A 23,872-nucleotide genomic window follows, 5' to 3' on the forward strand; every position below is an offset into this window, starting at 1 on the left:
GTCTCCGTTTCAATCCAGAAGGGCGAGCGCGCTGGGCGCGTCGGCTGGCTGCGCGGCGAGCGCCTCGAACTCCACCACGTTGTCGATCTCGGCGCCCATGGCGATGTTGGTCACGCGCTCCAGGATGCATTCGATGACCACGGGCGTGCGGTGCTCGGCCATCCAGGCCTCGGCCTGCTGCATGGCGGGCGCGAAGTCCTCGGGCCGGTGCACGCGGATGGCCTTGCAGCCCAGGCCCTCGACCACCTTGACGTGATCCACGCCGTAGCCTCGCGCGGCCTCGCCCTCGTCCATGTTGATGTTGTCGAACGCGAGCTGCACGCAGTAGTCGATGCTGAACGCGCGCTGCGCCTGGCGGATCAGGCCCAGGTAGCTGTTGTTGACCAGCACGTGGATGTAGGGCAGCTTGAACTGCGCGCCCACGGCCAGCTCCTCGATCATGAACTGGAAGTCGTAGTCGCCCGACAGCGCCACGATGCGCCGCGCCGGATCGGCCACGCGCACGCCCAGCGCAGCGGGCACCGTCCAGCCCAGCGGCCCGGCCTGGCCGCAGTTGATCCAGTGGCGCGGCTTGTAGACGTGCAGGAACTGCGCGCCCGCGATCTGCGACAGGCCGATGGTGGAGACGTAGCACGTGTCCTTGTCCAGGTTGCGGTTCATGCACTGGTAGATGCGCTGCGGCTTCATGGGCACGTCGTCGAAGTTGGTCTTGCGCAGGTAGTCCACGCTGCGCTTGCGCTCCTGGCATTCGAGCAGCCAGGCGCTGCGGTCGCGCAGCCTGCCCGCCGCGCGCCATTCGCGGGCGACTTCGACGAACAGCTTGAGCGCCGCGCCCGCGTCGGAGACGATGCCGTAGTCGGGCGCGAACACGCGGCCAATCTGCGTGGGCTCGATGTCCACGTGCACGAATTTGCGGCCCTTGGTGTAGACGTCGACCGAGCCCGTGTGCCGGTTGGCCCAGCGGTTGCCGATGCCGAGCACGAAGTCGCTCGCCAGCATCGTGGCGTTGCCGTAGCGGTGGCTGGTCTGCAGGCCGCACATGCCGGCCATCTGCGGGTGGTCGTCGGGGATCGCGCCCCAGCCCATCAGCGTGGGGATGACGGGCACGCCGGTGGCCTCGGCGAACTCGACCAGCTCGGCACAGGCATCGGCGTTGATGATGCCGCCGCCCGCGACGATCAGCGGGCGCTCCGCCTCGTTGAGCATGGCCAACGCCTTCTCGACCTGGGCGCGCGTGGCGGCGGGCTTGTAGGCGGGCAGCGGCGTGTAGGTGTCGGGGTCGAACTCGATCTCGGCGAGCTGCACGTCGATCGGCAGGTCGATCAGCACCGGCCCCGGTCGGCCCGAGCGCATCAGGTGAAACGCCTGCTGGAACGCGCGCGGCACCTGCGCGGGCTCCAGCACCGTGGTGGCCCACTTGGTCACGCTCTTGGCGATCGTGGCGATGTCCACCGCCTGGAAGTCCTCCTTGTGCAGCCGTGCGCGCGGCGCCTGGCCGGTGATGCAGAGGATGGGAATCGAATCCGCGCTGGCCGAATACAGGCCCGTGATCATGTCGGTGCCCGCCGGGCCGCTGGTGCCGATGCACACCCCTATGTTGCCGGCCACGGCGCGCGTGTAGCCCTCGGCCATGTGGCTCGCGCCCTCCACGTGCCGCGCCAGGATGTGGCCGATGCCGCCATGCGCCTTCATCGCCGCATAGAGCGGGTTGATGGCCGCGCCGGGCACGCCGAACGCGACCGTGACGCCTTCTTTTTCCAGCACGCACACCGCGGCTTCGATCGCTTTCATTTTCGCCATGAGGGTCTCCTTTGAACTGGAGCCGACTCTAGGCAGGCTGCGCCGTTTCAGGAACGCCCACGCAGACCATAAAATTTATTCCAACCAGGAATGAACGGGAGACGGACGATGGACAGGCTGGACGCGATGCTGATGTTCGTGCGCGTGGTGGAGACGGGCAGCTTCACCAAGGTGGCGCACGAATTCGCCACCACGCAGCCCACGGTGACCAAGCAGGTCGCCGCGCTGGAATCGCGCCTGAAGGTGCGCCTGCTCAACCGCAACACGCGCGGCGTGAGCCCGACTGAGGCAGGCGCGCTCTACTACGAGCGCTGCAAGTCCATCGCCGCCGACGTGGCCGAGGCCGACAGCGTCGTCCAGGTGCGGCAGACGCAGGTGCAGGGGCAATTGCGCATCGGCAGCTCCGTCGCCTTCGGGCGGCGCGTGGTGATTCCGCTGGCGCTGGAATTCATGCAGCACAACCCGCAGGTGCAGGTGGACTTGAGCTTCGAGGACCGCTACACCGACCTGGTGGCCAACGGCATCGACGTGGCGCTGCGCCTGGGCAAGCTGGCCGATTCCAGCCTGGGCGCGCGCACGCTGGGCGTGAACCCGTGGGTGCTCGTCGCCTCGCGCACTTACCTGAAAAAGCACGGCACGCCGCGCCGCCCGTCCGATCTGAAAGAGCACGCCACGCTGATCTACAGCAGCGTGCAGGGCAACGACCTCTGGCGCCTGCGCAACGCGAGCGGCGAGGCGGTGTCGGTGCCCGTCACGGGGCGGCTGCGCTCCAACAACCTCTCGGCCTTGCTGGCAGCGGCGCGCGCGCACATGGGCATCGCCGCGCTGCCGCGCTACGTGGCGCACGAATCGCTGCAGGCCGGGCGCGTGGTGGAGGTGCTGAAAACCTGCCGCCTGCCGGAGCAGGAGATCCACGCCGTCTACCCCTCGCCGCGCCTCGTGCCGCAGAAGGTGCAGGCGTTCATCGCGTTCGTGCAGGGGCGCTTCGGCAAGGAGTGGTGGGGAGAGCTGCCGCGCTGAATTTGAATCAAATCAGCTTCCAGCGCCCATCCATCAATCGCCAGCAGCTACAAAATCAGAAGCGCGCGGAAGTCGTTCACGTTGGTGTTCGTGGGCCCGGTGACGACCAGGTCGCCCAGCGCCTCGAAGTAGCCGTAGGCGTCGTTGCGATCCAGGTAGCCGCCGATGCGCAGGCCCTGCGCGGCGGCGCGCGCCAGCGTGTCGGGCGACACGCGCGCGCCGGCGTTGTCCTCCACGCCGTCGATGCCGTCGGTGTCGGCTGCGATGGCCCACACGCCTTCCTGGCCCTGCAGCGCCTGGGCCAGGCCCAGGCAGAACTCGCCCGCGCGGCCGCCGCGCCCCTTCGGGCTGCCGGGCGGGCGCTGGCGGATGGTGACGGTGGTTTCGCCGCCCGAGAGGATCACGCACGGCCGTGCGAACGGCTGGCCGTGGCGCGCGACGGCGCGGGCCAGGGCCGCATGCACCTTGCCCACCTCGCGCGATTCGCCCTCGATCTCGTCGGAGAGGATGTGCGCGGCGATGCCCGCCGCGCGCGCCGCCTCGGCCGCGGCTTCGAGCGACTGCTGGGGCGTGGCGATCATGTGCACGGCGTGGCCATCGAAGCAGGCGTCACCGGGCTTGGGCGTTTCGAGTCCGCCCGCCTGGAGCGCCGCGCGCACGGCGGCGGGCACCTCGATGCGGTAGCGGTCGAGGATGGCAAGCGCATCGGCGCAGGTGGTCGCGTCGGGCACCGTGGGGCCGCTGGCGATGACCGAGGGGTCGTCGCCCGGCACGTCGCTGATGGTGAGCGTGACCACGCGCGCGGGTGCGCAGGCGGCAGCCAGGCGCCCGCCCTTGATGCGCGAGAGGTGTTTGCGCACGCAGTTCATCTCGCCGATGGCCGCGCCGCTTTCCAGCAGCGCGCGGTTGATGCGCTGCTTCTCTTCCAGCGTGAGGCCTTCGGCCGGCAGCGTGAGCAAGGCGGAGCCGCCGCCCGAGATCAGGCAGAGCACGAGGTCGTCCTCGGTGAGGCCCTGGGTGAGCGCCAGGATGCGCTCGGCTGCCGCCAGCCCGGCCGCGTCGGGCACGGGGTGCGCGGCCTCCACCACGTCCAGCCGCCGCGGCAGGCCTTCGGGGCGCGGCGGCACATGGCCGTAGCGCGTGACGATGAGGCCCGACAGCGGCGCCTCCAGCGGCCACAGCGCCTCCAGCGCCTGCGCCATGGAGCCGCCGGCCTTGCCCGCGCCCAGCACCACCGTGCGGCCCTTGGGCACCGGCGGCAGATGCGCGGCCATGCTGTGCAGGGGCTGGGCCCGCTGCACGGCGGTGCGGTAGAGGCGCAGGAGGAAGGCCTGCGGGTTCGAGAGAGGCGAGTCGGATGTCGCGGTCATGGTCTGGGTCTCCGGCGCGAAGCGGTGCCCCGACGCGGGGCCTTCGCGCTATGGTTGTGCAAAAGAAGAAACCTTCGCTGCCGCTGCAACGGGCCGGGGCGCTTTCGCCCGCCGGCAATGCGTGAGCGCCGGCTCTGGCGGTGATCGCAACCGACCACACGCCAGTCAGCGCGGCCGCAAAGGCAATGGCGGTTATACCCAACACTGCATGGGCGCGCAGAAGCGGGATGGAATCATCGCCCGCCACCAGCTGGATTCGCCGTGCCCACCCAGCCACGAACACCCCGGCAGCCGCGAGGAGCAGGGTGCAGGACATGGCGACCACGCTGGTCGATTCCTCCACCCAGCCCACACGCAAGGTCAGGACGGCGTTGAGCAGCAGCCCGCAAGCGGTTCGCGTCCAGGCCAGGGCGGTCCGCTCCGGCTGCAGCCCGGCATCGCGGACTGCCGGCGGCCCGGCCTTCATGCCAGGAGCCCGGCGCGCAGCCCCACGATCAGCAGGATCAAGGCAAGGCATGCCACGGGGATCGCGATGGCAAGCAGCGAGAGCGTGCGCGAATGCGGCAGGGGTCTTTTGTGCCGCATCGCCTCTTCGTTGGCGCGCCAGCGCCCATAGGCCAGGGCGCACAGCGCCGCAGCCGTCACGCACAGCGAGGCGGCAATGGCGGTAACGGCCAGCGGGGGCTGCAGCTTCGCCGCGAACTGCTCCAGCAGCACACCGGCCGCCAGCACGGCGAGCGCCGTCCTGATCCAGGCCAGGAAGGTTCTCTCGTTGGCGAGGGTGAACCGGTAGTCCGGCTCCTCGCCCAGCCGGCGCCAGCCGAGCCCGCGCGATCGGCCGCTCCGGCCCGGCGAGGTACTGTCTTCATCGGGATCCATGGTGCTGCAGGCGTTCAATCCACCTTGATGCCCGTTCGCTTGGCCACCGCCGTGTACCTGGCGCGCTCATCGTTCAGGAAGTTCACGAAGGCGCTGCCGCGCAGCACCGTGGGGTCCCATCCCGCGTCCTGGAGCCGCTGCGCCACGCCCGGGTCCGCGGACGCGGATTCGACCGCGCGCGCAAGGTGGTCGATGACGTCCTGCGGCGTTCCCTGCGGCACGAAAATGCCCATCCAGTTCGTGAAGCGAGAGTCCGCAAGCCCCGGAAACTCGGAGATCGACGGGACATCCGGCAGCGAGGCCACGCGCCTGGAAGACGTGACCGCCAGGGCCGTGAGCTTGCCTGCCTTGATGTGCTGCATGAGCGGCGGCAGGCCGGAGATGACGCATTCGATCTGGCCGCCGAGCACGTCGTTGACCGCCGGCGCGGCGCCCTTGTACGGCACATGCTGCCAGTTCAGCCCGGTCGCGGACTTGAAGGCCTCGCCGGCGAAGTGCATCGAGCTGCCGTTGCCCGGCGTACCGTAGCTGCGCTTGAGATCCTGTGCCTTGGCCCGCGCGATCAGGTCCTGCAGCCCCTTCGGCGCCGCCTGCGGGTAGGCGACGATCGCCAGCGGCGTTTCGCCGCCCAGGGCGACCGGAGCCAGGTCCTTCTGTGGGTCATAAGGCAGGGCCTGCCCGGCAATCGGGCTGACCATGACCTCCGCCGGCGATGCCATCAGCACGGTGTATCCGTCGGCGGGCGATTTCGCCACGGCCTGCGCCCCGATGGCGCCCGCAGCTCCCGGCCGGTTGTCCACGATGACCTGCTGCTTCAGCAGGCCGGACAGCGCCACGGCGTAGATACGGGCGGCCGTATCCACCCCCCCGCCGGCCGGGTAGGGGACCACGAGCTTGACCGTGCGTTCCGGCCATGCCGCCGCCCCTGCGGGTGCGGCAAGTGCAGCGAGCGAAGCCAACAGCGCGGCGCGTCGGTTGATCATGGGTGTCTCCTTTTCCTTGTTCATGGGTTGGCGAAGCCGTTCACTGGAAGTCGGCCACCACGCCCGGGGCAGGCGTGAAGCCGAGGTCGCCGCGCGCGATCACGGCCTCTTTCCCCCCGTGCAGCGCGAGCAGTTCGGCCTGGCGCGCGCGCGCGCGCCGGTCCACATCGGCGGGGTCGAGCATTTCGAACAGCTTGGCGCGGCACATGGCCAGCACGCCCGCGTGCTCGGGCTTGCCCGCGAGGTCGTCGAGTTCTTCCGGGTCGGCGCCCAGGTCGAAGAGCTGGGGTTCGTAGTTGCCGTAGTGGACGTACTTGTACTGGCCCACCCGGATCATGAATGCCGAGCTCCTGGAGCCCATGCCGTGGTATTCGCTCAGCACGCAGCGCTGCGGCACGAGCCCCTTCGCGATCTCGGAGAGGTCCGTGCCCGGGTGGGTGTCCTTGTGCTGCAAGAAAGGCTCGCCCTGGATGTTGAGCACCGTGGGAAAGACGTCCACGTGGCTGGCCGGCGTGCCGACCACCGCGCCCTTGGGAAACTCCTGGCCCACGCAGATCAGCGGCACCCCTGCGATCTCCTCGTACATCGTCGACTTGCCCCAGAGGCCGCGCGAGCCCAGGTTGTCGCCGTGGTCGCTGGTGTAGATGATGTCGGTGTTCGCGCCCATGCCGAGTTCGTCGAACACCGAGACGACCTTGCCGACCTGCTCGTCCAGGAAGCTCACCAGCCCGAAGTAGCCGGAGAGCGCGCGGTGGACGTCCGCCTCCGACTCGAAGTAGTCGTCGTAGCAGAAGCTGCCGCGGTAGTCCTGCAGGTAGGGGTGCTGCGTCCGCTCCTCCCGTGCGTACAGCTTGGGCATCGGCAGCTTCTGGTTGAAGTACCGGTAGTAGTGCTCGGGCGGCGCCGTCAAAGGGAAGTGCGGCGCGACGAACGAGACGAACAGGGCCCATGGCTTTGCGCTCTTTTGCTGCCCCCGGGTGCGCAGCCACGTCTGGGCGCGTGCGCAGATTTCGCGGTCGTAGAGCGTGTAGGAGGACTCGCCCGGGCCGGCCATGCCGATCATCTTCTTGGCGCCGCCGCGGCGCGGCAGGTCGTCCCGCACCAGCCCCATGAGATCGCCCTTGCCCTCCAGGATGTGCATGGGGATCTGCTCTTCGCTGAAGCCGTGGTCCTCGTCCTTCTTGTTGAAGTGCAGCTTGCCGATCGACACCACGTCGTGCCCGGCATCTCGCAGGAGGTGGTGCCAGCTCGGCTGCGAGCCGTCGTAGGCGTCGGCGTTGTCCCAGAAACCGATCTGGTAGATGTACTTGCCCAGCGCGAACGCGGCGCGCGCCGGCACGCAGACCGGGCTGGTGGTGTAGGCGGAACTGAATCGCGTGCCCCGCGCCGCGAGACCGTCCAGGTGCGGCGTCGAGATGACGGGATGCCCGGCGCAGCCCATCACCTTCGGGTTGTGCTCGTCCGACATGATCACGATGACATTGCGGCCTGCATTTTCCATTGAATTCTCCATAGCTATAAAACTATATAGTAATTAGATTTCGATGGCTCCGCAAGCGTGCCGGCGCACAATTGCGCCACCTATGGATCTGGCACAACTCTCCACGCATCTGAAACGCCACCTTCGCCCCGGGGTGCCGAAGTACCTCGCGCTCAAGGACGCCTTCGTCGAGGCCATCGCCTCCGGAAGCCTGCAGTCCGGCGACAAGGTGCCCAACGAACAGGAGCTGGCCGCCACGCTGCCCATGAGCCTCGGCACCATCCAGCGCGCGCTGCGGGAACTGGTCGACACGGGAGTGATCGCCCGCCGGCCCGGCCACGGCTCGTTCGTGAAAGGCGGGCTGGCGCAGGGAGAAATGGCCCATCCCTTCCACTGCCGCTTCCTCGGCGACGACGGGACGAGCTATCTGCCGGTCTATCCGGAGGTGCTGGCGAGAAACCTGCAGCCCCTGCCCGGGCCTTGGCAGCAGGCGTTGAAGTCGGCCAGCGCCGTGGAGATCACGCGGCGCATCCGCATCGCCGACGAGTTCTACGTCCACACCTCGTTCTTCATCGATCCGCAGCGGGTGCCGGTCTTCGCGCGCATTGCGCTGCAAGACCTGTCGCACTCCAACTTCAAGGACACCATCTTCAAGGCCTGCGGCCAGGCCGTGACGACGATCGACCTCATGATGAGGCAGGAAGCCCCGCCGCCGGCTGTCTGCGAGGCCATCGCGGTGGCGGCCGGCACCGTGTGCACGGGCATCCGGGCGATCGGCCACTTTCCGGGCGACGACCCGATCTACTACCAGCACATCTTCATTCCGCCCTCCCCCCGCGAGCTGCACGTGGTCGCGGACGCGAGGGCGCCCGGCATGTCGGACCAGTGAGCTTCGCCAACGGCCGCGGCGGCCATCGCGCCGTGCGGGCGGCGCAGTGCCGAAGTTCTGATCTAGTTCACAGAAACTGTATACAAAAACTGTCTTCCAGGTCTATGATCGGCCCATGGAGACTTCCACCACCAGTTTCATCGTCGAGAGCCTGACCCGCGCCATCGTCGAGCACCGGCTGCTGCCCGGCACCAAGCTGGCCGAGCAGAAGCTGGCCGACCACTTCGGCGTGTCGCGCACGCTGGTGCGCCAGGCGCTGTTCCAGCTCTCGCAGAACCGGCTGATCCGGCTGGAGCCCGCGCGCGGCGCGTTCGTGGCCACGCCTTCGGTGGACGAGGCGCGGCAGGTGTTCGCCGTGCGCCGCATGCTGGAGGCGGAGATGGTGCGCGCCTTCCTGGCGCAGAGCACGCCCGCCAAGATCCGCGCGCTCAAGGCCCACGTGGCCTTTGAAAAGAAGGCCATGGAGCGCGAGGACGTGGGCCAGCGCACCGAGCTGCTGGGCGACTTTCACGTGCGCATGGCCGAGCTGATGGGCAACGAGGTGCTCGCGCAGCTGCTGGGCGAGCTGATCTCGCGCTGCGCGCTGATCACGCTGATGTACCAGTCCACCACGGCCGCCGAGCATTCGCACGAGGAGCACGAGGACATCGTGGCCGCCCTCGCCAGCGGCGACGAGGCGGCCGCCGTGCTGCTCATGCAGCAGCACCTGGACCACGTGGAGGCGGGCCTGACCTTCGACCGCGACCTGCCTTCCAACGACCTTTCGATGGCCCTTTCCTCCGTATCGCCATGACCCACGACGCGACCTACGACTCCACGGCGCCCTACCCCCGCGACCTGATCGGCTACGGCCGCACGCCCCCGCATCCGCACTGGCCCGGCAACGCCCGCGTGGCCGTGCAGTTCGTGCTGAACTACGAGGAAGGCGGCGAGAACTGCGTGCTGCACGGCGACGCGGCCAGCGAGCAGTTCCTCTCGGAGATGTTCAACCCGGCCGCCTACCCCGAGCGCCACATGAGCATGGAGGGCATCTACGAATACGGCTCTCGCGCGGGCGTGTGGCGCATCCTGCGCGAGTTCGAGCGGCGCGGCCTGCCGCTCACCGTGTTCGGTGTGGCGACGGCCCTGCAAAGGCACCGCGAGCTGGCCCAGGCATTCGCCGAGCTGGGGCACGAGGTGGCCTGCCACGGCCTGAAGTGGATCCACTACCAGAACGTGCCCGAGGACGTGGAGCGCGCCCACATGGCGCAGTGCATGCAGATCTTCGGCGAGCTGTACGGGCAAGGGGGCGACCACGGCCTGGGGTGGTACACGGGCCGCGACAGCCCCAACACCCACCGCCTGGTGGCCGACGACGGCCGCTTCGCCTACGACAGCGACTACTACGGCGACGACCTGCCCTTCTGGATGACGGTGGGCAAGACCGGCGGCGGCACGCACCAGCAGCTCATCGTGCCCTACACGCTGGACGTGAACGACATGCGCTTCGCCCTGCCCCAGGGCTACTCGCACGCAGACCCGTTCTTCCAGTACATGAAGGACACGTTCGACGCTCTCTATGCCGAGGGCGAGGACGCGCCCAAGATGATGAGCATCGGCATGCACTGCCGCCTGCTCGGCCGCCCGGGGCGCATCACGGCGCTGCAGCGCTTCCTGGACCACATCCAGCGGCACGACCGCGTGTGGGTGGCGCGGCGCATCGACATCGCGCGCCACTGGGCGCAGCGCTTCCCTGCACCGGCCCCATAAGCCAAATCGGCCTCCAGCGCTTATCTGGCAAGCGCGGGTAGCTCACTTTTTGATAGGAGACACCATGGCACTGACCCTGGAACAACTCAACGCGGCGGACACCGCCGCCGCCATGCAACTGCTGGACGGCCTCTACGAGCATTCGCCCTGGATCGCCGAGGCCGCGCTGGCACAGCGCCCGTTCCGCTCGCTCACCCACCTCAAGCACGCGATGGTGCAGGTGCTGGCCGAGGCGCCGCTGGAGCGGCAGCTCGGCCTGATCCGCGCCCACCCGGAACTGGCGGGCAAGGCCATGGTGGCGAAGACGCTCACGGCCGAATCCACCAACGAGCAGAACAAGGCCGGCCTGACGCAGTGCACGCCCGAGGAGTTCGCGCGCATCCAGCAGCTCAACCAGGAGTACAACGCGCGCTTCGGCTTTCCCTTCATCCTCGCGGTGCGCGGCCCGCGCGGCACGGGGCTCGCCAAGCAGGAAATCATCGACACCTTCGCGCGGCGCCTGCAGAACCATCCCGACTTCGAGCGCGCCGAGGCGCTGCGCAACATCCACCGCATCGCGGAGATCCGCCTGAACGACAAGTTCGGCTACGAGCCTGCGCTGGGCAACGACGTGTGGGACTGGCAGGAGAAGCTCAGCGCACACACCGATCCCGGCTACGCCGAGCTGGGCCAGCTCACCGTCACCTACCTCACCGACGCGCACCGCGCCTGCGCCCAGCGCATCAGCCACTGGATGCGCGACTGCGGCTTCGACGAGGTGGAGATCGACGCGGTGGGCAACGTGGTGGGCCGCTACAAGCCCGCGGCCGAGGGCTGCAAGTACCTGATGACCGGCAGCCACTACGACACCGTGCGCAACGGCGGCAAGTACGACGGACGCCTGGGCATCTTCGTGCCCATGGCCTGCGTGCGCGAGCTGCACCGCCAGGGCAGGCGCCTGCCCTTCGGCATCGAGGTCATCGCGTTCGCGGAGGAGGAAGGCCAGCGCTACAAGGCCACCTTCCTCGGCTCGGGCGCCCTCATCGGCGACTTCAAGACCGCGTGGCTGGACCAGAAGGACCAGGACGGCATCACCATGCGCGAGGCCATGGAGCATGCGGGCCTGTGCATCGCCGACATCCCCAAGCTGCGGCGCGACGCGGCCCGCTACCTCGGCTTCATCGAGGTGCACATCGAGCAGGGGCCGGTGCTTAACGAGCTGGACATCCCGCTGGGCGTGGTCACCTCCATCAACGGCGGCGTGCGCTACGTGTGCGAGATGACCGGCATGGCCAGCCACGCCGGCACCACGCCCATGGACCGCCGCCGCGACGCCACCCTGGGCGTGGCCGAGCTGGCGCTGTTCATGGAGCAGCGCGCCGCACGCGACGGCGACAGCGTGGCCACCATCGGCATGCTGCAGGTGCCCAATGGCTCCATCAACGTGGTGCCGGGCAAATGCCTGTTCAGCATGGACATGCGCGCCCCCACCGACCCGCAGCGCGACGCCATGGTGGCCGACGTGCTCGCCAAGCTCGAGGAAATCGCCCAGCGCCGCGGCCTGCAGTACAAGACCGAGCTGGCGATGAAGGCTGCCGCCGCGCCCAGCGCACCCGCGTGGCAAAAGCGCTGGGAAGCCGCCGTCGACGCGCTGGGCGTGCCGCTCTACCGCATGCCCAGCGGCGCCGGCCACGACGCGATGAAGCTGCACGAGGTCATGCCCCAGGCCATGCTGTTCGTGCGCGGCCTCAACGCCGGCATCAGCCACAACCCGCTGGAATCCACCACCGCCGACGACATGCAGCTGGCCGTCGATGCGTTCTCCCACGTCCTCCACCAACTCGCCACGGAAACCGTATGAGCAGCACCCCCTACGAACAACTCGACGCCTGGATCGACCAGCACTTCGACGAAGAGGTACGGTTCCTGCAAGCCCTGGTGCGCGTGCCCACCGACACGCCGCCCGGCAACAACGCGCCGCATGCCGAGCGCACGGCCGAGCTGATCCGTGACTTCGGCTTCGAGGCCGAGAAGCACCCCGTGCCCGCCCAGGAAGTAAAGGACTACGGCATGGAGTCCATCACCAACCTGATCGTGCGCCGCCCCTACGGCGACGGCGGCCGCACCATCGCCCTCAACGCCCACGGCGACGTGGTGCCACCCGGAGAGGGCTGGAGCAAGGCCCCCTACGGCGCCGAGATCGAGAACGGCCAGCTCTACGGCCGCGCCGCTGCGGTGAGCAAGAGCGACTTCGCCTCCTTCACCTTCGCCGTGCGCGCGCTCGAAGCCGTGGCCCGGCCCGCCAAGGGCGCGGTGGAACTGCACTTCACCTACGACGAGGAATTCGGCGGAGAACTCGGCCCCGGCTGGCTGCTGAAGAACGGCCTGACGAAGCCCGACCTAATGATCGCCGCGGGCTTCAGCTACGAAGTGGTCACGGCCCACAACGGCTGCCTGCAGATGGAAGTGACCGTGCACGGCAAGATGGCCCACGCCGCCGTGCCCGACACGGGCGTGGACGCGCTGCAGGGCGCGGTGAAGATCCTGGGCGCGCTCTATGCGCAGAACACGCTCTACAAGCAGGTCACGTCCAAGGTCGCGGGCATCAAGCACCCCTACCTCAACGTAGGCCGCATCGAGGGTGGCACCAACACCAACGTGGTGCCCGGCAAGGTGGTGCTCAAGCTCGACCGCCGCATGATCCCCGAGGAGAACCCCGCCGAGGTGGAGGCCGACATCCGCCGCGTGATCGCCGAGGCCGCGGCCACCTGCCCGGGCATCACGGTGGAGATCAAGCGCCTGCTGCTCGCCAACAGCATGAAGCCGCTGCCCGGCAACGCTCCACTGGTCACGGCCCTGCAAAAGCACGGCGAAGCGCTGTTCGGCCAGCCCGTGCCCGCCATGGGGACGCCGCTGTACACCGACGTGCGCCTGTACGTGGAGCGCGGCATTCCCGGCGTGATCTATGGCGCGGGCCCGCGCACGGTGCTCGAATCGCACGCCAAGCGCGCCGACGAGCGGCTCGACCTGGAAGACCTGCGCCGCGCGACCAAGGTGGTGGCGCGCAGCCTGGCGGACCTGCTGGCCTGACGGCGCGCCGCGCTCCCGTCCCCTTTGCGAACCCGGCCTAGCGCCGGGTTTTTCATATCCCGGCAATCCCACCAAGGGTTCGTCCCTAGCAGTCTTTTTACTGATTTGTATACACTTTTTGTATGGATCGTTGTGCGCAATAAAGGAAGACCCATGACCACGAATGTTCATCCCGTCGACGAGAAACTGCCCTGGGCGCGTGCCACCACGCTGGGGCTGCAGCATGTGCTGGTCATGTATGCGGGCGCGGTGGCCGTTCCCCTCATCGTGGGGCGGGCGCTGAACCTGCCGCCCGACCAGGTGGCGCACCTGATCTCGGCCGACCTGTTCGTCTGCGGCCTGGTCACGCTGATCCAGGCCTGGGGCGCCACGCAGTGGTTCGGCATCAAGCTGCCGGTGATGATGGGCGTGACCTTCGCCGCCGTGGCGCCGATGATCTCCATGGCCCAGGCCACGGGCGGGCAGGCGGGCGCGGGGATGATCTTCGGCGCGGTGATCGGGGCGGGCGTGATATCGATGCTCATCGCCCCAGTCATCAGCGGCCTGCTGCGCTTCTTCCCGCCGGTGGTCACGGGCACCATCATCGCGGTGATCGGCATCAGCCTGATGCGCGTGGGCATCAACTGGATCTTCGGCAATCCCGTGGGCCCCACGGCCCCGGCCGTGCCCAACCCGGAACACCTGAAGTGGCTGGCCGAGGCCCAGTCCGCCGCCGGCGCGCCGGGCTCGTCGCTGCCGCCGGTGCCCAAGGGCCTCGCGGTGGTGCCCACCATGCCCAACCCCAAGTACGCCGACCTGACCGGCGTGGGCATCTCGGGCGTGGTGCTGCTCACCATCCTGATGGTGGCGCGCTTCGGCAAGGGCTTCTGGGCCAACATCTCGGTGCTGCTGGGCATCATCGTGGGCGGCGTGGTCACGGCGGCCATGGGCCTCATGGACTTCCACAAGGTGGCGCAGGCCCAGTGGTTCGACGTGGTGCTGCCCTTCGAGATCGCCTACCCGGTGTTCGACCCCATCCTGATCCTGACCATGACGCTGGTGATGATCGTGGTGATGATCGAATCGACCGGCATGTTCCTCGCGCTGGGCGAGATGACCGACCGCGAGATCTCCCGCGACGACCTCACGCGCGGCCTGCGCACCGACGGGCTGGGCACGCTGATCGGCGGCATCTTCAACACCTTCCCCTACACCAGCTTCTCGCAGAACGTAGGCCTGGTGGCCGTCACCGGCGTCAAGAGCCGCTGGGTGTGCGTGGCGGGCGGCTTCATCCTCGTCATCCTGGGCGTGTTGCCCAAGATGGCGGCGCTGATCGAGTCGCTGCCCACCGTGGTGCTGGGCGGCGCGGGGCTGGTGATGTTCGGCATGGTGGCTGCCACGGGCATTCGCATCCTGTCGAACGTGGACTTCCAGAAGAACCGCAACAACGCGATGATCGTGGCCGTCTCCATCGGCGTGGGCATGATCCCGCTGATCGCGCCCAACTTCCGCCAGTGGATGCCCCACTCCATCCATCCACTGATCGAATCCGGTATCCTGCTGGCCTCGATCACCGCCGTGGTCCTGAACATCTTCTTCAATGGCGCTAGCCGCGACACCTCTGCGGCCGTGAACGCCGCCCGGCAGGCCGACGCCCACTGATCGCCGGCCCTGCCCAGGCCTTCCACCCGAAGGCCCACGCGCCCCGCGTGTCCACCTGGCACCGGGGCGTTTTTGTCCTCGTAAATCCGTAGATCCCGGCGGCGCCCATCGCCGTCAGCATGCAGTAAGCTTGTTTTCGCCTTACTTCCTTCGATCGCAACTCCCATGACCCAGAACCTGTCCGCCGCCGAAGCCGCGCTGCGCGAAGCCGCGCTTGAATACCACCGCAACCCGAGCAAGGGCAAGATCTCCGTCACGCCGACCAAGCCCCTGTCGAACCAGCGCGATCTCTCCCTGGCCTACTCCCCCGGCGTGGCCTACCCCTGCCTGGACATCCAGGCCAACCCGCAGCTCGCCGCCGACTACACCTCGCGCGGCAACCTCGTGGGCGTCATCACCAACGGCACGGCCGTGCTCGGCCTGGGCGACATCGGCCCGCTGGCCGGCAAGCCGGTGATGGAAGGCAAGGGGTGCCTCTTCAAGAAATTCGCGGGCGTGGACGTGTTCGACATCGAACTCGACGCGCGCGACCCCGACAAGATCATCGAGATCGTCGCCGCGCTGGAGCCCACGCTGGGCGGCATCAACCTCGAGGACATCAAGGCGCCCGAGTGCTTCTACATCGAGCGCGAACTGTCCAAGCGCATGAACATCCCCGTGTTCCATGACGACCAGCACGGCACGGCCATCATCTCCAGCGCCGCGCTCATCAACGGCCTGGAGCTCGTGGGCAAGGACATCGCCAACGTCAAGATCGCCGTCTCGGGCGCGGGCGCGGCGGCTATCGCCTGCGTGGACGTGATGGTGGGCCTGGGCGTCAAGCGCGAGCACATCTTCATGGTCGACTCCAAGGGCGTGATCCACACCGGCCGCGACAACCTCGACGAATCCAAGGCCCGCTACGCCCAGAAGACCGACGCGCGCACGCTGGCCGACGTGGTGGCAGGCGCCGACGTGTTCCTGGGCTGCTCCGCCCCCGGCGTGCTCACGGCCGAGATGGTCAAGACGATGGCGGACAAGCCCATCATCCTGGCGCTGGCCAACCCCGAGCCCGAGATCCGCCCCGAACTGGCCCAGGCCGTGCGGCCCGACTGCATCATCGCCACCGGCCGCTCGGACTACCCGAACCAGGTCAACAACGTCCTGTGCTTCCCCTACATCTTCCGCGGCGCGCTGGACTGCGGCGCCACCAAGATCACCGAGGCCATGAAGCTCGCCTGCGTGCGCCAGATCGCCGCGCTCGCCAAGGAGAACGTGAGCGAAGAGGTGGCCAACGCCTACGCGGGCAAGGAACTCACCTTCGGCCCCGACTACCTGATCCCCACGCCGTTCGACTCGCGCCTGATCCTCAAGATCGCGCCCGCCGTGGCCCAGGCTGCCGTCGAGTCGGGCGTGGCCACGCGCCCCATCGAGGACATGGAGGCGTACAAGGAGCAGCTCTCGCGCTTCGTGTTCCAGACCGGCATCCTCATGCGCCCCGTGATGGGCGCGGCCAAGGCCGTGCCCGACGAGCACAAGCGCGTGGCCTACGCCGACGGCGAGGACGAGCGCGCGCTGCGCGCCGCGCAGTTCGCCATCGACGACCGCATTGCAAAGCCCATCCTCATCGGCCGCCCGGCGGTGATCGCCGCCCGCATCGCCAAGGCCGGCCTGCGCATGCAGCCGGGCAAGGACGTGGAAATCTGCGACCCTGCCGACGACCCGCGCTTCCGCCAGTACTGGGAGCACTACCATCAGCTCATGAAGCGCGACGGCGTCACGCCCGAGGTGGCCAAGGCCGCCGTGCGCCGCTCCAATACCATCATCGCCGCGCTGATGGTCCAGCTCGGCGACGCCGACGGCATGATCTGCGGCCTGGTGGGCACCTACGAGACGCACCTGGAGCGCATCCACAACATCCTGGGCCATGCGCCCGACGCGCCGCACTACGCCGCGCTGAACGCGCTCATGACCAACAACGGCCCGCTGTTCATCGCCGACACCTACGTCAACGAAGACCCCACGGCCGAGCAGCTCGCCGACATCGCCTGGATGTCCGCGCAGGAGGTGCAGCGCTTCGGCATCCCGCCGAAGGTGGCCTTTCTCTCGCACTCCAGCTACGGCTCGTCCAAGCGCGCCTCTGCCAGGAAGATGCGCGCGGCGCGCGACCTGTTCGTGGCCCGCCACCCCGAGATCGAATGCGACGGCGAGCTGCACGGCGACGCCGCGCTGGAGCCCAAGATCCGCAACACCTACCTGCAGGATTCGACGCTTACCGGCTCGGCCAACCTGCTGATCTGCCCGAACATCGATTCGGCCAACATCCTCTACAACGTGCTCAAGACCACGACCAGCGGCGGCGTGACCGTGGGCCCCATCCTCATGGGCACCGCCGCCGCGGCCTACATCCTCACGCCCGCCGCCACCGTGCGCCGCGTGCTCAACATGACGGCGCTGGCGGTGGCCAGCAGCGCCGCGCGCCGCAACCGCTGAAGCCGCGCGCCTCGCGCTGCCTAGCCCATGCACCCACCCGGGGGCATGGGCTTTTTTCATTCCGCGCCCGCACCGCCTTGGTGCACCCCGCCCTGTTCCGGGCTGGCATCGTTCTTGCGCAACTCACCGCGTCATATCCCTGAAGCGAGAACGATCCATGCACACCCGACGCACCCTCCTGACCACCGCCGCGCTGCTGCTCGCGGCCACGAGCGCCCAGGCCGCCGACACGCCGCTCAAGTTCCAGCTCGACTGGCGCTTCGAGGGCCCCTCGGCCCTGTTCGTGCAGCCCGCCGCCAAGGGCTACTTCAAGCAGCAGGGGCTGGACGTGACGGTGGACGCGGGCAACGGCTCGGGCGGCGCGGTGCAGCGCGTGGCCTCGGGCGCGTACGACATGGGCTTCGCCGACATGGCCGCGCTCATGGAATTCCACGCCAACAACCCCACCGCGCCCACCAAGCCCGTGGCCGTGATGGTGGTCTACAACAACACGCCCGCGGCAGTGATGGCGCTGAAGAAAAGCGGCATCCAGGCCCCCGCCGACCTGAGCGGCAGGAAGATGGGCGCGCCCGTCTTCGACGCGGGCCGCAAGGCCTTTCCGATCTTCGCCAAGGCCAACAAGATCGAGAACGTGGCCTGGACCGCCATGGACCCGCCCCTGCGCGAGACCATGCTGGTGCGCGGCGACATCGACGCCATCACCGGCTTCACCTTCACCAGCCTGCTGAACCTGGAGGCGCGCGGCGCCAAGGCCAGCGACGTGGTGGTGATGCAGTACGCCGACCATGGCGTGAAGCACTACGGCAACGTGATCATCGCGGCGCCGAAGCTCCTCAAGGAGAACCCCGAGGCAGTCAGGAAATTCCTCGCCGCCTTCACCCAGGGCGCCAGGGAAGTCGTGGCCAAGCCCGCCGACGCCATCCAGTACGTGAAGGCGCGCGACGGCATCGCCAACACGCAGCTCGAAACGCGCCGCCTGCAGCTCGCCATCGACACCGTGGTCAACAGCCCCGACGCGCGCCGGGAGGGCTTCGGGCGGCTCGATGCCTCGCGCCTGGCGCTCATGGCCTCGGAAGTCTCCGACGCCTACGGCACCAAGACCCGCGTGGATGCGAACGCGGTGTGGAACGGCAGCTTCCTGCCGCCCGCCGCCGCGCTGGACGCGGTGCTGCCCAAGAAGTGATGCTCTCCCTTTGATAGCTGCCAGCGCTTTCTGAACAAGCGCTGTGACCCGATTCGACCACCAATGATCACTACCACCGAAGACCCTCCCTTCGTGGACTTCCGCGACGTCTGGCTCGCCTACAACGACGAGCTGCGCGCAGCCAACCAGTTCGCCGTGGAGGCGATCGACCTGCAGGTGCGCCGGGGCGAGTTCATCGCCATCGTCGGCCCCTCGGGCTGCGGCAAGTCCACCTTCATGAAGCTCGCCACCGGGCTGCGCATGCCCTCCATGGGCCGCATCCGCATCGACGGGCAGCCCGTCACCGGGCCCTTGAAAATCTCCGGCATGGCCTTCCAGGCGCCGTCGCTGCTGCCCTGGCGCAGCACGGTGGACAACGTGCTGCTGCCGCTGGAGATCGTCGAGCCGCACCGCAGCCAGTTCAAGGCCCGCCGCAAGGAATACGAGGCGCGCGCCCGCGCGCTGCTCCAGAAAGTGGGCCTGGGCGGCTACGAGGACAAGTACCCCTGGCAACTCTCGGGCGGCATGCAGCAGCGCGCCAGCATCTGCCGCGCGCTGATCCACGAACCCAAGATGCTGCTGCTCGACGAGCCCTTCGGCGCGCTGGATGCGTTCACGCGCGAAGAACTCTGGTGCATCCTGCGCGACCTGCAGGCCGAGCAGCGGTTCAACGTGATCCTCGTCACGCACGACCTGCGCGAAAGCGTGTTCCTGGCCGACACGGTGTACGTGATGAGCAAGAGCCCCGGCCGCTTCATCGTGCGCCGCGAGATCGCGCTGCCGCGCCCGCGCGACCTGGAGCTGACCTACACCAAGGAATTCACCGACATCGTGCTGGAGCTGCGCGGCCACATCGGCGCCTTGAGAAAAACCGGCGGGGAGATCACGCAATGAACGCACGCCAACGCAAATACGCCGAACGCTGGTCGCCCTGGGTGCTGCTGCTGGCCGTCATCATCCTGTGGCAGATCATCTGCTCGGCCTTCAACGTCTCGGAATTCATCTTCCCCAGCCCCCAGGCCATCTGGACACAGTTCGTCGAATACAAGGCCGTGATCGCGGGCCACGCCTGGCGCACCTTCTGGGTGACGATGGCAGGCTTCGGCATCGCCATCGTCGTGGGCGTGCTGTTGGGCTTCCTCATCGGCAGCTCGCGCATCGCCTACGCGGCGGTCTATCCGCTGATGACGGCGTTCAACGCCCTGCCCAAGGCCGCGTTCGTGCCCATCCTCGTGGTGTGGTTCGGTATCGGCGTGGGGCCGGCCATCCTCACGGCCTTTCTCATCAGCTTCTTTCCCATCATGGTGAACATCGCCACGGGCCTGGCCACGCTGGAGCCCGAGCTGGAAGACGTGCTGCGCGTGCTCGGTGCCAAGCGCTGGGACGTGCTGGTGAAAGTGGGCCTGCCGCGCTCGCTGCCCTACTTCTACGGCTCGCTGAAGGTGGCGATCACGCTGGCCTTCGTGGGCACCACGGTGAGCGAGATGACCGCCGCCAACGAGGGCATCGGCTACCTGCTCATCAGCGCGGGCTCGTCCATGCAGATGGGCCTGGCCTTCGCCGGCCTGCTGGCCGTGGGCGCGATGGCGATGGCGATGTACGAGCTGTTCAGCTATGTGGAAAAGCACACCACGGGCTGGGCGCGTCGGGGTTCGCAAGGGGAATGATCAACTACGGCCTCTTTCGAAGAGAAGGCTTTCAACCACCCAGCGCCGCCTGCCCCGCCGCGATGAGCACGCTGTCGTCCTGCGGCGTATGCACCCGCCCGCAGAGCACGTCGCGCAGGTGCCTCTCCAGGGGGTTGCTGCGCGACAGCCCGTGGTTGCTAGTGAGCGCTAGCGCCTCCTGCACGGCATCCGCCGCGTTGCGCATCACCACGGTCTTGAGCAGGCCCGCCTGCACCGCGCCGACCGGCATGCCGCCGTCCAGGTCGCGCGCCAGGCCGTCCAGCAGGCGCAGGCTGGACAGCAGCAGCGCCTCGATGCGGCCGACCGCCTCCTGCACGCGCGCCAGCGTGGCCAGGGGTGCGCCCAGGTTGGAGGGCACGCGTTCGCGCAGGAAGCGCAGCAGCCAGTCGCGCGCAGCACGGGCGACGCCGGTGTAGAGCGCGCCGAGCAGCAGCGTCATCTCGGCCTGGAAGGCCCCGTCCGCCAGCGCGCGCGTGCCGCCGGGCTGCAGGTCCAGCGCATGGTCCGGCGGCGTGGGCACGTCCTGCAGCACCACGTCGTGGCTGCCGCTGGCGCGCAGGCCCAGGTGGTCCCAGGTGGGATCGATGCGCACGCCCGGGCTGTCCGCGCGCACGAGGAAGGTGCCCACGCGCGGTGCGGCCTCGTCGGTGCGCGCCCACACGGCGTACCAGCGCAGGATGGGCGCACCGGTGGAATAGATCTTGCGCCCGCTCAGGCGCCAGCCCTCGGGCGTGCGCCGCGCCACGGTGGCGGGCAGGCCGCCGCGCGCGGGCGAACCCAGCTCCGGCTCCACGCGCAGCGCGTTGATGAGCGACACGCCCTCCACCGCCTCGCGCACCACGCGGCGCGCCAGCGCCTCGGGCCAGGGCGAATCCGCCCGCCCCATGCCGCGCTGCTGCATGTACTGCATGGTGAGCACCAGCGCCGTCGCCGGGCAGCCGTGGCCGATGGCGCCGATAACGTCGGCCAGTTGCGCCAGCGGCGCACCCTGCCCGCCCAGCGTGCGTGGCGCGGCCAGGGCCAGCAGGCCGGCGGCGTGCAGCTCGGCGAAGTTCTCGTGGGGAAAGCTGCCGTCGCGGTCGTGCGCGGCAGCGCGTTGCGCGAAGCTGGCCGCGAGCACGCGCGCCGTCTCGCCCCAGCCGGTCGGTGCATTCATGCTCAGGCCGCCTTGCGTTCCAGTGCGCGCTGCGCGTCGCGCTCGGCCACCTTAGCGCGTACCAGCGGCAGCAGCTCCCGGCCGTATTCGACGGCGTCCACCAGCGGATCGAAGCCGCGCAGGAGGAAAGTCTCGATGCCCAGGTCGTAGTACGCGAGCAGCGCGTCGGCCACCTGTTCGGGCGTGCCCACGAGCGCGGTGGAGTTGCTGCGCCCGCCCGTCTCGCGCGCGATGGCGGTCCACAGGCGCTCGTCCACGCGGTCGCCCTTGGCGGCGTCGGCCAGCAGGCGGCGCGCGCCCTCGCTCTGCTGCGGGCCAGCGCCGCGCGCGTGGGCGATCTGCACCTGCTGGGCGCGCGTCGCCTCCAAGATGCGCCCGGCCTTGGCCCAGGCCTCGTCTTCGGTGGACGCGACGATGGGGCGGAACGAGATGCTGAACCCGATGCCGCGCCCGTGCGCCGCCGCCTCGGTGCGTACGCGCCGCACGAGGTCGCCCGCCTGCGCGAGCGATTCGCCCCAGAGCGCGTACACGTCCGCATGCCGCCCCGCCACCGCCAGAGCCGGGGCCGAGGCGCCGCCGAAGTAGATCGGCACATAGGGCTGCTGCAGCGGCTTGACCTCCGAGGCCGCGCCCTTCACGCGGTAGTACGTGCCCTCGTGGTCGAAGGGTTGGCTCTCCGTCCACACGCGGCGCAGCAGCGTGAGGTATTCGTCGGTGCGCGCGTAGCGCTCGTCGTGGGAGAGGAAGTCGCCATCGCGCTGCTGGTCCGCGTCGGAGCCGCCGCTGATGTAGTGCACCGCCAGGCGCCCGCCCGTGTAGTGGTCCAGCGTGGCGAGCTGGCGCGCGGCCAGCGTGGGCGCCACGAAGCCGGGACGGTGCGCGAGCAGGAAGCGGATGCGCTGCGTGGCCGCCGCCGCGTAGGCCACGGTGAGCAGCGTGTCGGGGCTGGTGGAGCTGGCGGGCACCAGGATGCGGTCGAAGCCCGCGTATTCATGTGCCTGGGCGAATGCGCGCACGTAGGCCGGGTCCACCGCGGGGCCGCGGCGCGCAAGGGTTTCGGACACTTCGTGCGGCTGGATCATGCCGATGAGCTGGATGGGCATAGGAAGAAACTCTCCGGGAGGGTGGACAAACAAAGCGCCGGCAAGGCATGCCATGCGCCCGCGTGCCGCCATGATCGGCACGCGAGCGCGCCGCGCCAACGAAGGAAAACGCGTTTGCTTGTGCGCTTTGTGCGGGCCTTGGGCAGCCACCAAGCATTCATAGCAAAATCGGCCTCCAGCGCTTTACTGGAAATCGCAAGCAGCTATCAATTAAGAAGCAGAGTGCATCAGTGGGGGAAGCCGCCGCGCACCAGCCGCACCGCGTCGGCGTCCATGCGCCGCAGCAGGGCATCCAGCCCCTGCCCGTCCGCCGGCGCACGCGGCGGGGTGGACGCACCCGGCGCGGAGCGGCAGATGAGGTCGTCTTCCGACCAGCCGCCCTGCCCCGGCTGCGCCCGCGCGCGCAGCCAGCCTGTGCGGTCCACGAGCAGCGTGTGGCCCGGCGCGGCGGCGGCATCCACGCCCAGCAGCAGGGCCAGCGCGGGCAGCAGGTGCGCATCGGCCGCTTCGCATTCGGGGGCGGCCGAGGCGCTACCCACCACCACGCCCACCATGCGCGGGTCTTCGGGCGGCAGTGCCGCGCCGGGCGCGGTCAGCACCACCTGCAGGCGCTGGCCCTGCAGGCTGCGTGCGTCGCGCAGGCCGCCGTGGCGGCAGCGCAGCGCGGCGGAGGGCATGCGCACAGGACGCTCCCACGCACCGGACTCGCGCAGCATGCGGCCCGCGGCGTGGGCCTGCAGGTAGTCGAGCACCTGCCAGATCTCCGCGTCGCCGAGCTGCCCCGGTCCGAAGCCCGGCATGGTCTGCAGCCCGGCCCGGCCGTGCATGCCGTGGCGGATGCGCCAGAACAGCTCGCCCTCCAGCCGCTTCCACAGCAGGCCGCCGGTGAGCATGGGCGGCCACATGGGCAGGCGCGCCGCGTCGGGGCCTTCGCCGCGCGCATCCGCGCCATGGCAGCGCACGCAGTGCGCGGCGTAGACCGCCTGTCCGCGCACGATGCCCGCGGCAGCAAAATCGGTGGGCGAGCGGTGCAGGCTGGTGGGCACCGCGGGGGCCAGCAGCAACTGCGGCGACGGCCAGGGCGCCAGAAGCACCAGCGCCAGGGCCGCGGCGGACAACCCCCAGCGTGCGCGCCGAGCGCGCCACGCCAGCGCCGCGAGCGCCAGCACCAGGGCCAGCAGCACGCAGCCCAGCGTGAGCGCCACGCGGCGGGCATGGCCGCCGTCGATCGCCAGCATCTCCGCCGCCAGCCGGTGCGCGAAGGGCCATGCGGGCTGGCCGGCGGCCTCGCCCGTGAGTCCCAGCGCGTGCAGCGCGTCACGCAGCGCGAGCTGCGCGGCGAGCATCGCCTCCAGCAGGGCGTCGAGGGCGTCGGGCGGCAGCGTCAAAG

General features: G+C 69.1%; 19 protein-coding genes and 1 pseudogene. 11 read left to right on the forward strand and 9 right to left on the reverse strand.

From position 1 onward, the window contains the following. Window positions 1–9: 9 nt before the first annotated feature. Window positions 10–1,800 (reverse strand): glyoxylate carboligase, encoded by a 1,791-nt coding sequence (gene gcl / locus AVS7_RS06615; RefSeq protein ID WP_024001057.1) that lies wholly within the window; start codon window positions 1,798–1,800, stop codon window positions 10–12. Between the two features lie 108 nt (window positions 1,801–1,908). Between gcl and AVS7_RS06620 the strand changes: the two genes are divergently transcribed. After that, a complete protein-coding gene (locus tag AVS7_RS06620; protein ID WP_020227644.1) occupies window positions 1,909–2,820 on the forward strand; it encodes a LysR family transcriptional regulator in 912 nt (303 codons plus the stop codon). A 47-nt stretch (window positions 2,821–2,867) separates the two neighbouring features. On the opposite strand, the gene AVS7_RS06625 is transcribed toward AVS7_RS06620, so the two are convergent. The 5 genes and pseudogenes from AVS7_RS06625 to AVS7_RS06640 form a co-directional block, all read right to left on the reverse strand. After that, entirely contained in the window at window positions 2,868–4,190 is a 1,323-nt protein-coding gene (locus AVS7_RS06625; RefSeq protein ID WP_020227645.1) for a glycerate kinase, read from the reverse strand. Window positions 4,191–4,452: 262 nt separating this feature from the next. Continuing rightward, window positions 4,453–4,707: pseudogene (locus AVS7_RS25080) on the reverse strand (DUF202 domain-containing protein); the annotation flags it as partial. Continuing rightward, on the reverse strand, window positions 4,653–5,069 hold the full coding sequence (locus AVS7_RS06630; protein WP_020227646.1) for a YidH family protein: 417 nt from the start codon (window positions 5,067–5,069) through the stop codon (window positions 4,653–4,655). The gene AVS7_RS06630 and the pseudogene AVS7_RS25080, both read right to left, overlap by 55 nt. A 14-nt stretch (window positions 5,070–5,083) precedes the next feature. Then, complete coding sequence (locus AVS7_RS06635; RefSeq protein ID WP_234449975.1) at window positions 5,084–6,076, reverse strand: tripartite tricarboxylate transporter substrate binding protein; 993 nt, start codon at window positions 6,074–6,076, stop codon at window positions 5,084–5,086. 16 nt (window positions 6,077–6,092) lie between these two features. Further along, the gene (locus AVS7_RS06640; protein ID WP_020227648.1) at window positions 6,093–7,553 is read right to left on the reverse strand and encodes a sulfatase-like hydrolase/transferase; all 1,461 of its coding nucleotides are present in this window, start codon (window positions 7,551–7,553) and stop codon (window positions 6,093–6,095) included. Between the two features lie 82 nt (window positions 7,554–7,635). Here AVS7_RS06640 and AVS7_RS23310 point away from each other — a divergent pair, with 82 nt between their 5' ends. From AVS7_RS23310 to AVS7_RS06690, 10 genes are all read left to right on the forward strand, one after another. Then, window positions 7,636–8,421: a GntR family transcriptional regulator gene (locus tag AVS7_RS23310; protein WP_020227649.1), complete on the forward strand. Its 786-nt coding sequence runs from the start codon at window positions 7,636–7,638 to the stop codon at window positions 8,419–8,421. Window positions 8,422–8,536: 115 nt separating this feature from the next. Then, window positions 8,537–9,214 carry a GntR family transcriptional regulator gene (locus AVS7_RS06650; protein WP_020227650.1) on the forward strand — a complete coding sequence of 226 codons (678 nt, stop codon included), beginning with the start codon at window positions 8,537–8,539 and terminating at the stop codon, window positions 9,212–9,214. Beyond that, window positions 9,211–10,170 carry an allantoinase PuuE gene (gene puuE / locus AVS7_RS06655; protein ID WP_020227651.1) on the forward strand — a complete coding sequence of 320 codons (960 nt, stop codon included), beginning with the start codon at window positions 9,211–9,213 and terminating at the stop codon, window positions 10,168–10,170. Before AVS7_RS06650 ends, puuE begins: the two co-directional genes overlap by 4 nt. A 64-nt stretch (window positions 10,171–10,234) precedes the next feature. Then, window positions 10,235–12,010 (forward strand): 2-oxo-4-hydroxy-4-carboxy-5-ureidoimidazoline decarboxylase, encoded by a 1,776-nt coding sequence (gene uraD, locus AVS7_RS06660; protein ID WP_020227652.1) that lies wholly within the window; start codon window positions 10,235–10,237, stop codon window positions 12,008–12,010. Next, complete coding sequence (locus AVS7_RS06665; RefSeq protein ID WP_020227653.1) at window positions 12,007–13,239, forward strand: ArgE/DapE family deacylase; 1,233 nt, start codon at window positions 12,007–12,009, stop codon at window positions 13,237–13,239. The genes uraD and AVS7_RS06665 overlap by 4 nt, the downstream gene beginning before the upstream one ends. 153 nt (window positions 13,240–13,392) lie before the next feature. Further along, window positions 13,393–14,880 (forward strand): nucleobase:cation symporter-2 family protein, encoded by a 1,488-nt coding sequence (locus AVS7_RS06670; protein WP_020227654.1) that lies wholly within the window; start codon window positions 13,393–13,395, stop codon window positions 14,878–14,880. A gap of 165 nt (window positions 14,881–15,045) precedes the next feature. Next, the gene (locus AVS7_RS06675) at window positions 15,046–17,352 is read left to right on the forward strand and encodes an NADP-dependent malic enzyme (RefSeq protein WP_020227655.1); all 2,307 of its coding nucleotides are present in this window, start codon (window positions 15,046–15,048) and stop codon (window positions 17,350–17,352) included. Between the two features lie 157 nt (window positions 17,353–17,509). Beyond that, entirely contained in the window at window positions 17,510–18,535 is a 1,026-nt protein-coding gene (locus AVS7_RS06680; protein ID WP_020227656.1) for an ABC transporter substrate-binding protein, read from the forward strand. A 63-nt stretch (window positions 18,536–18,598) separates the two neighbouring features. Next, window positions 18,599–19,429 (forward strand): ABC transporter ATP-binding protein, encoded by an 831-nt coding sequence (locus AVS7_RS06685; protein ID WP_020227657.1) that lies wholly within the window; start codon window positions 18,599–18,601, stop codon window positions 19,427–19,429. Next, the gene (locus tag AVS7_RS06690) at window positions 19,426–20,202 is read left to right on the forward strand and encodes an ABC transporter permease (RefSeq protein WP_020227658.1); all 777 of its coding nucleotides are present in this window, start codon (window positions 19,426–19,428) and stop codon (window positions 20,200–20,202) included. Before AVS7_RS06685 ends, AVS7_RS06690 begins: the two co-directional genes overlap by 4 nt. 31 nt (window positions 20,203–20,233) lie before the next feature. Here AVS7_RS06690 and AVS7_RS06695 read toward each other — a convergent pair whose 3' ends face one another. The 3 genes from AVS7_RS06695 to AVS7_RS06705 form a co-directional block, all read right to left on the reverse strand. Then, on the reverse strand, window positions 20,234–21,379 hold the full coding sequence (locus tag AVS7_RS06695) for an acyl-CoA dehydrogenase family protein (protein ID WP_020227659.1): 1,146 nt from the start codon (window positions 21,377–21,379) through the stop codon (window positions 20,234–20,236). Window positions 21,380–21,381: 2 nt separating this feature from the next. Further along, window positions 21,382–22,482, reverse strand: coding sequence for an LLM class flavin-dependent oxidoreductase (locus AVS7_RS06700; protein ID WP_020227660.1), 1,101 nt, complete (start codon window positions 22,480–22,482; stop codon window positions 21,382–21,384). Window positions 22,483–22,709: 227 nt separating this feature from the next. Continuing rightward, window positions 22,710–23,870, reverse strand: a complete 1,161-nt coding sequence (locus AVS7_RS06705) for a cytochrome c (protein WP_020227661.1) — start codon at window positions 23,868–23,870, stop codon at window positions 22,710–22,712. Window positions 23,871–23,872 lie beyond the last annotated feature (2 nt).

It is taken from the genome of Acidovorax sp. MR-S7, assembly GCF_000400995.2.
In the GTDB taxonomy this organism is placed as follows: Bacteria; Pseudomonadota; Gammaproteobacteria; order Burkholderiales; family Burkholderiaceae_C; genus MR-S7.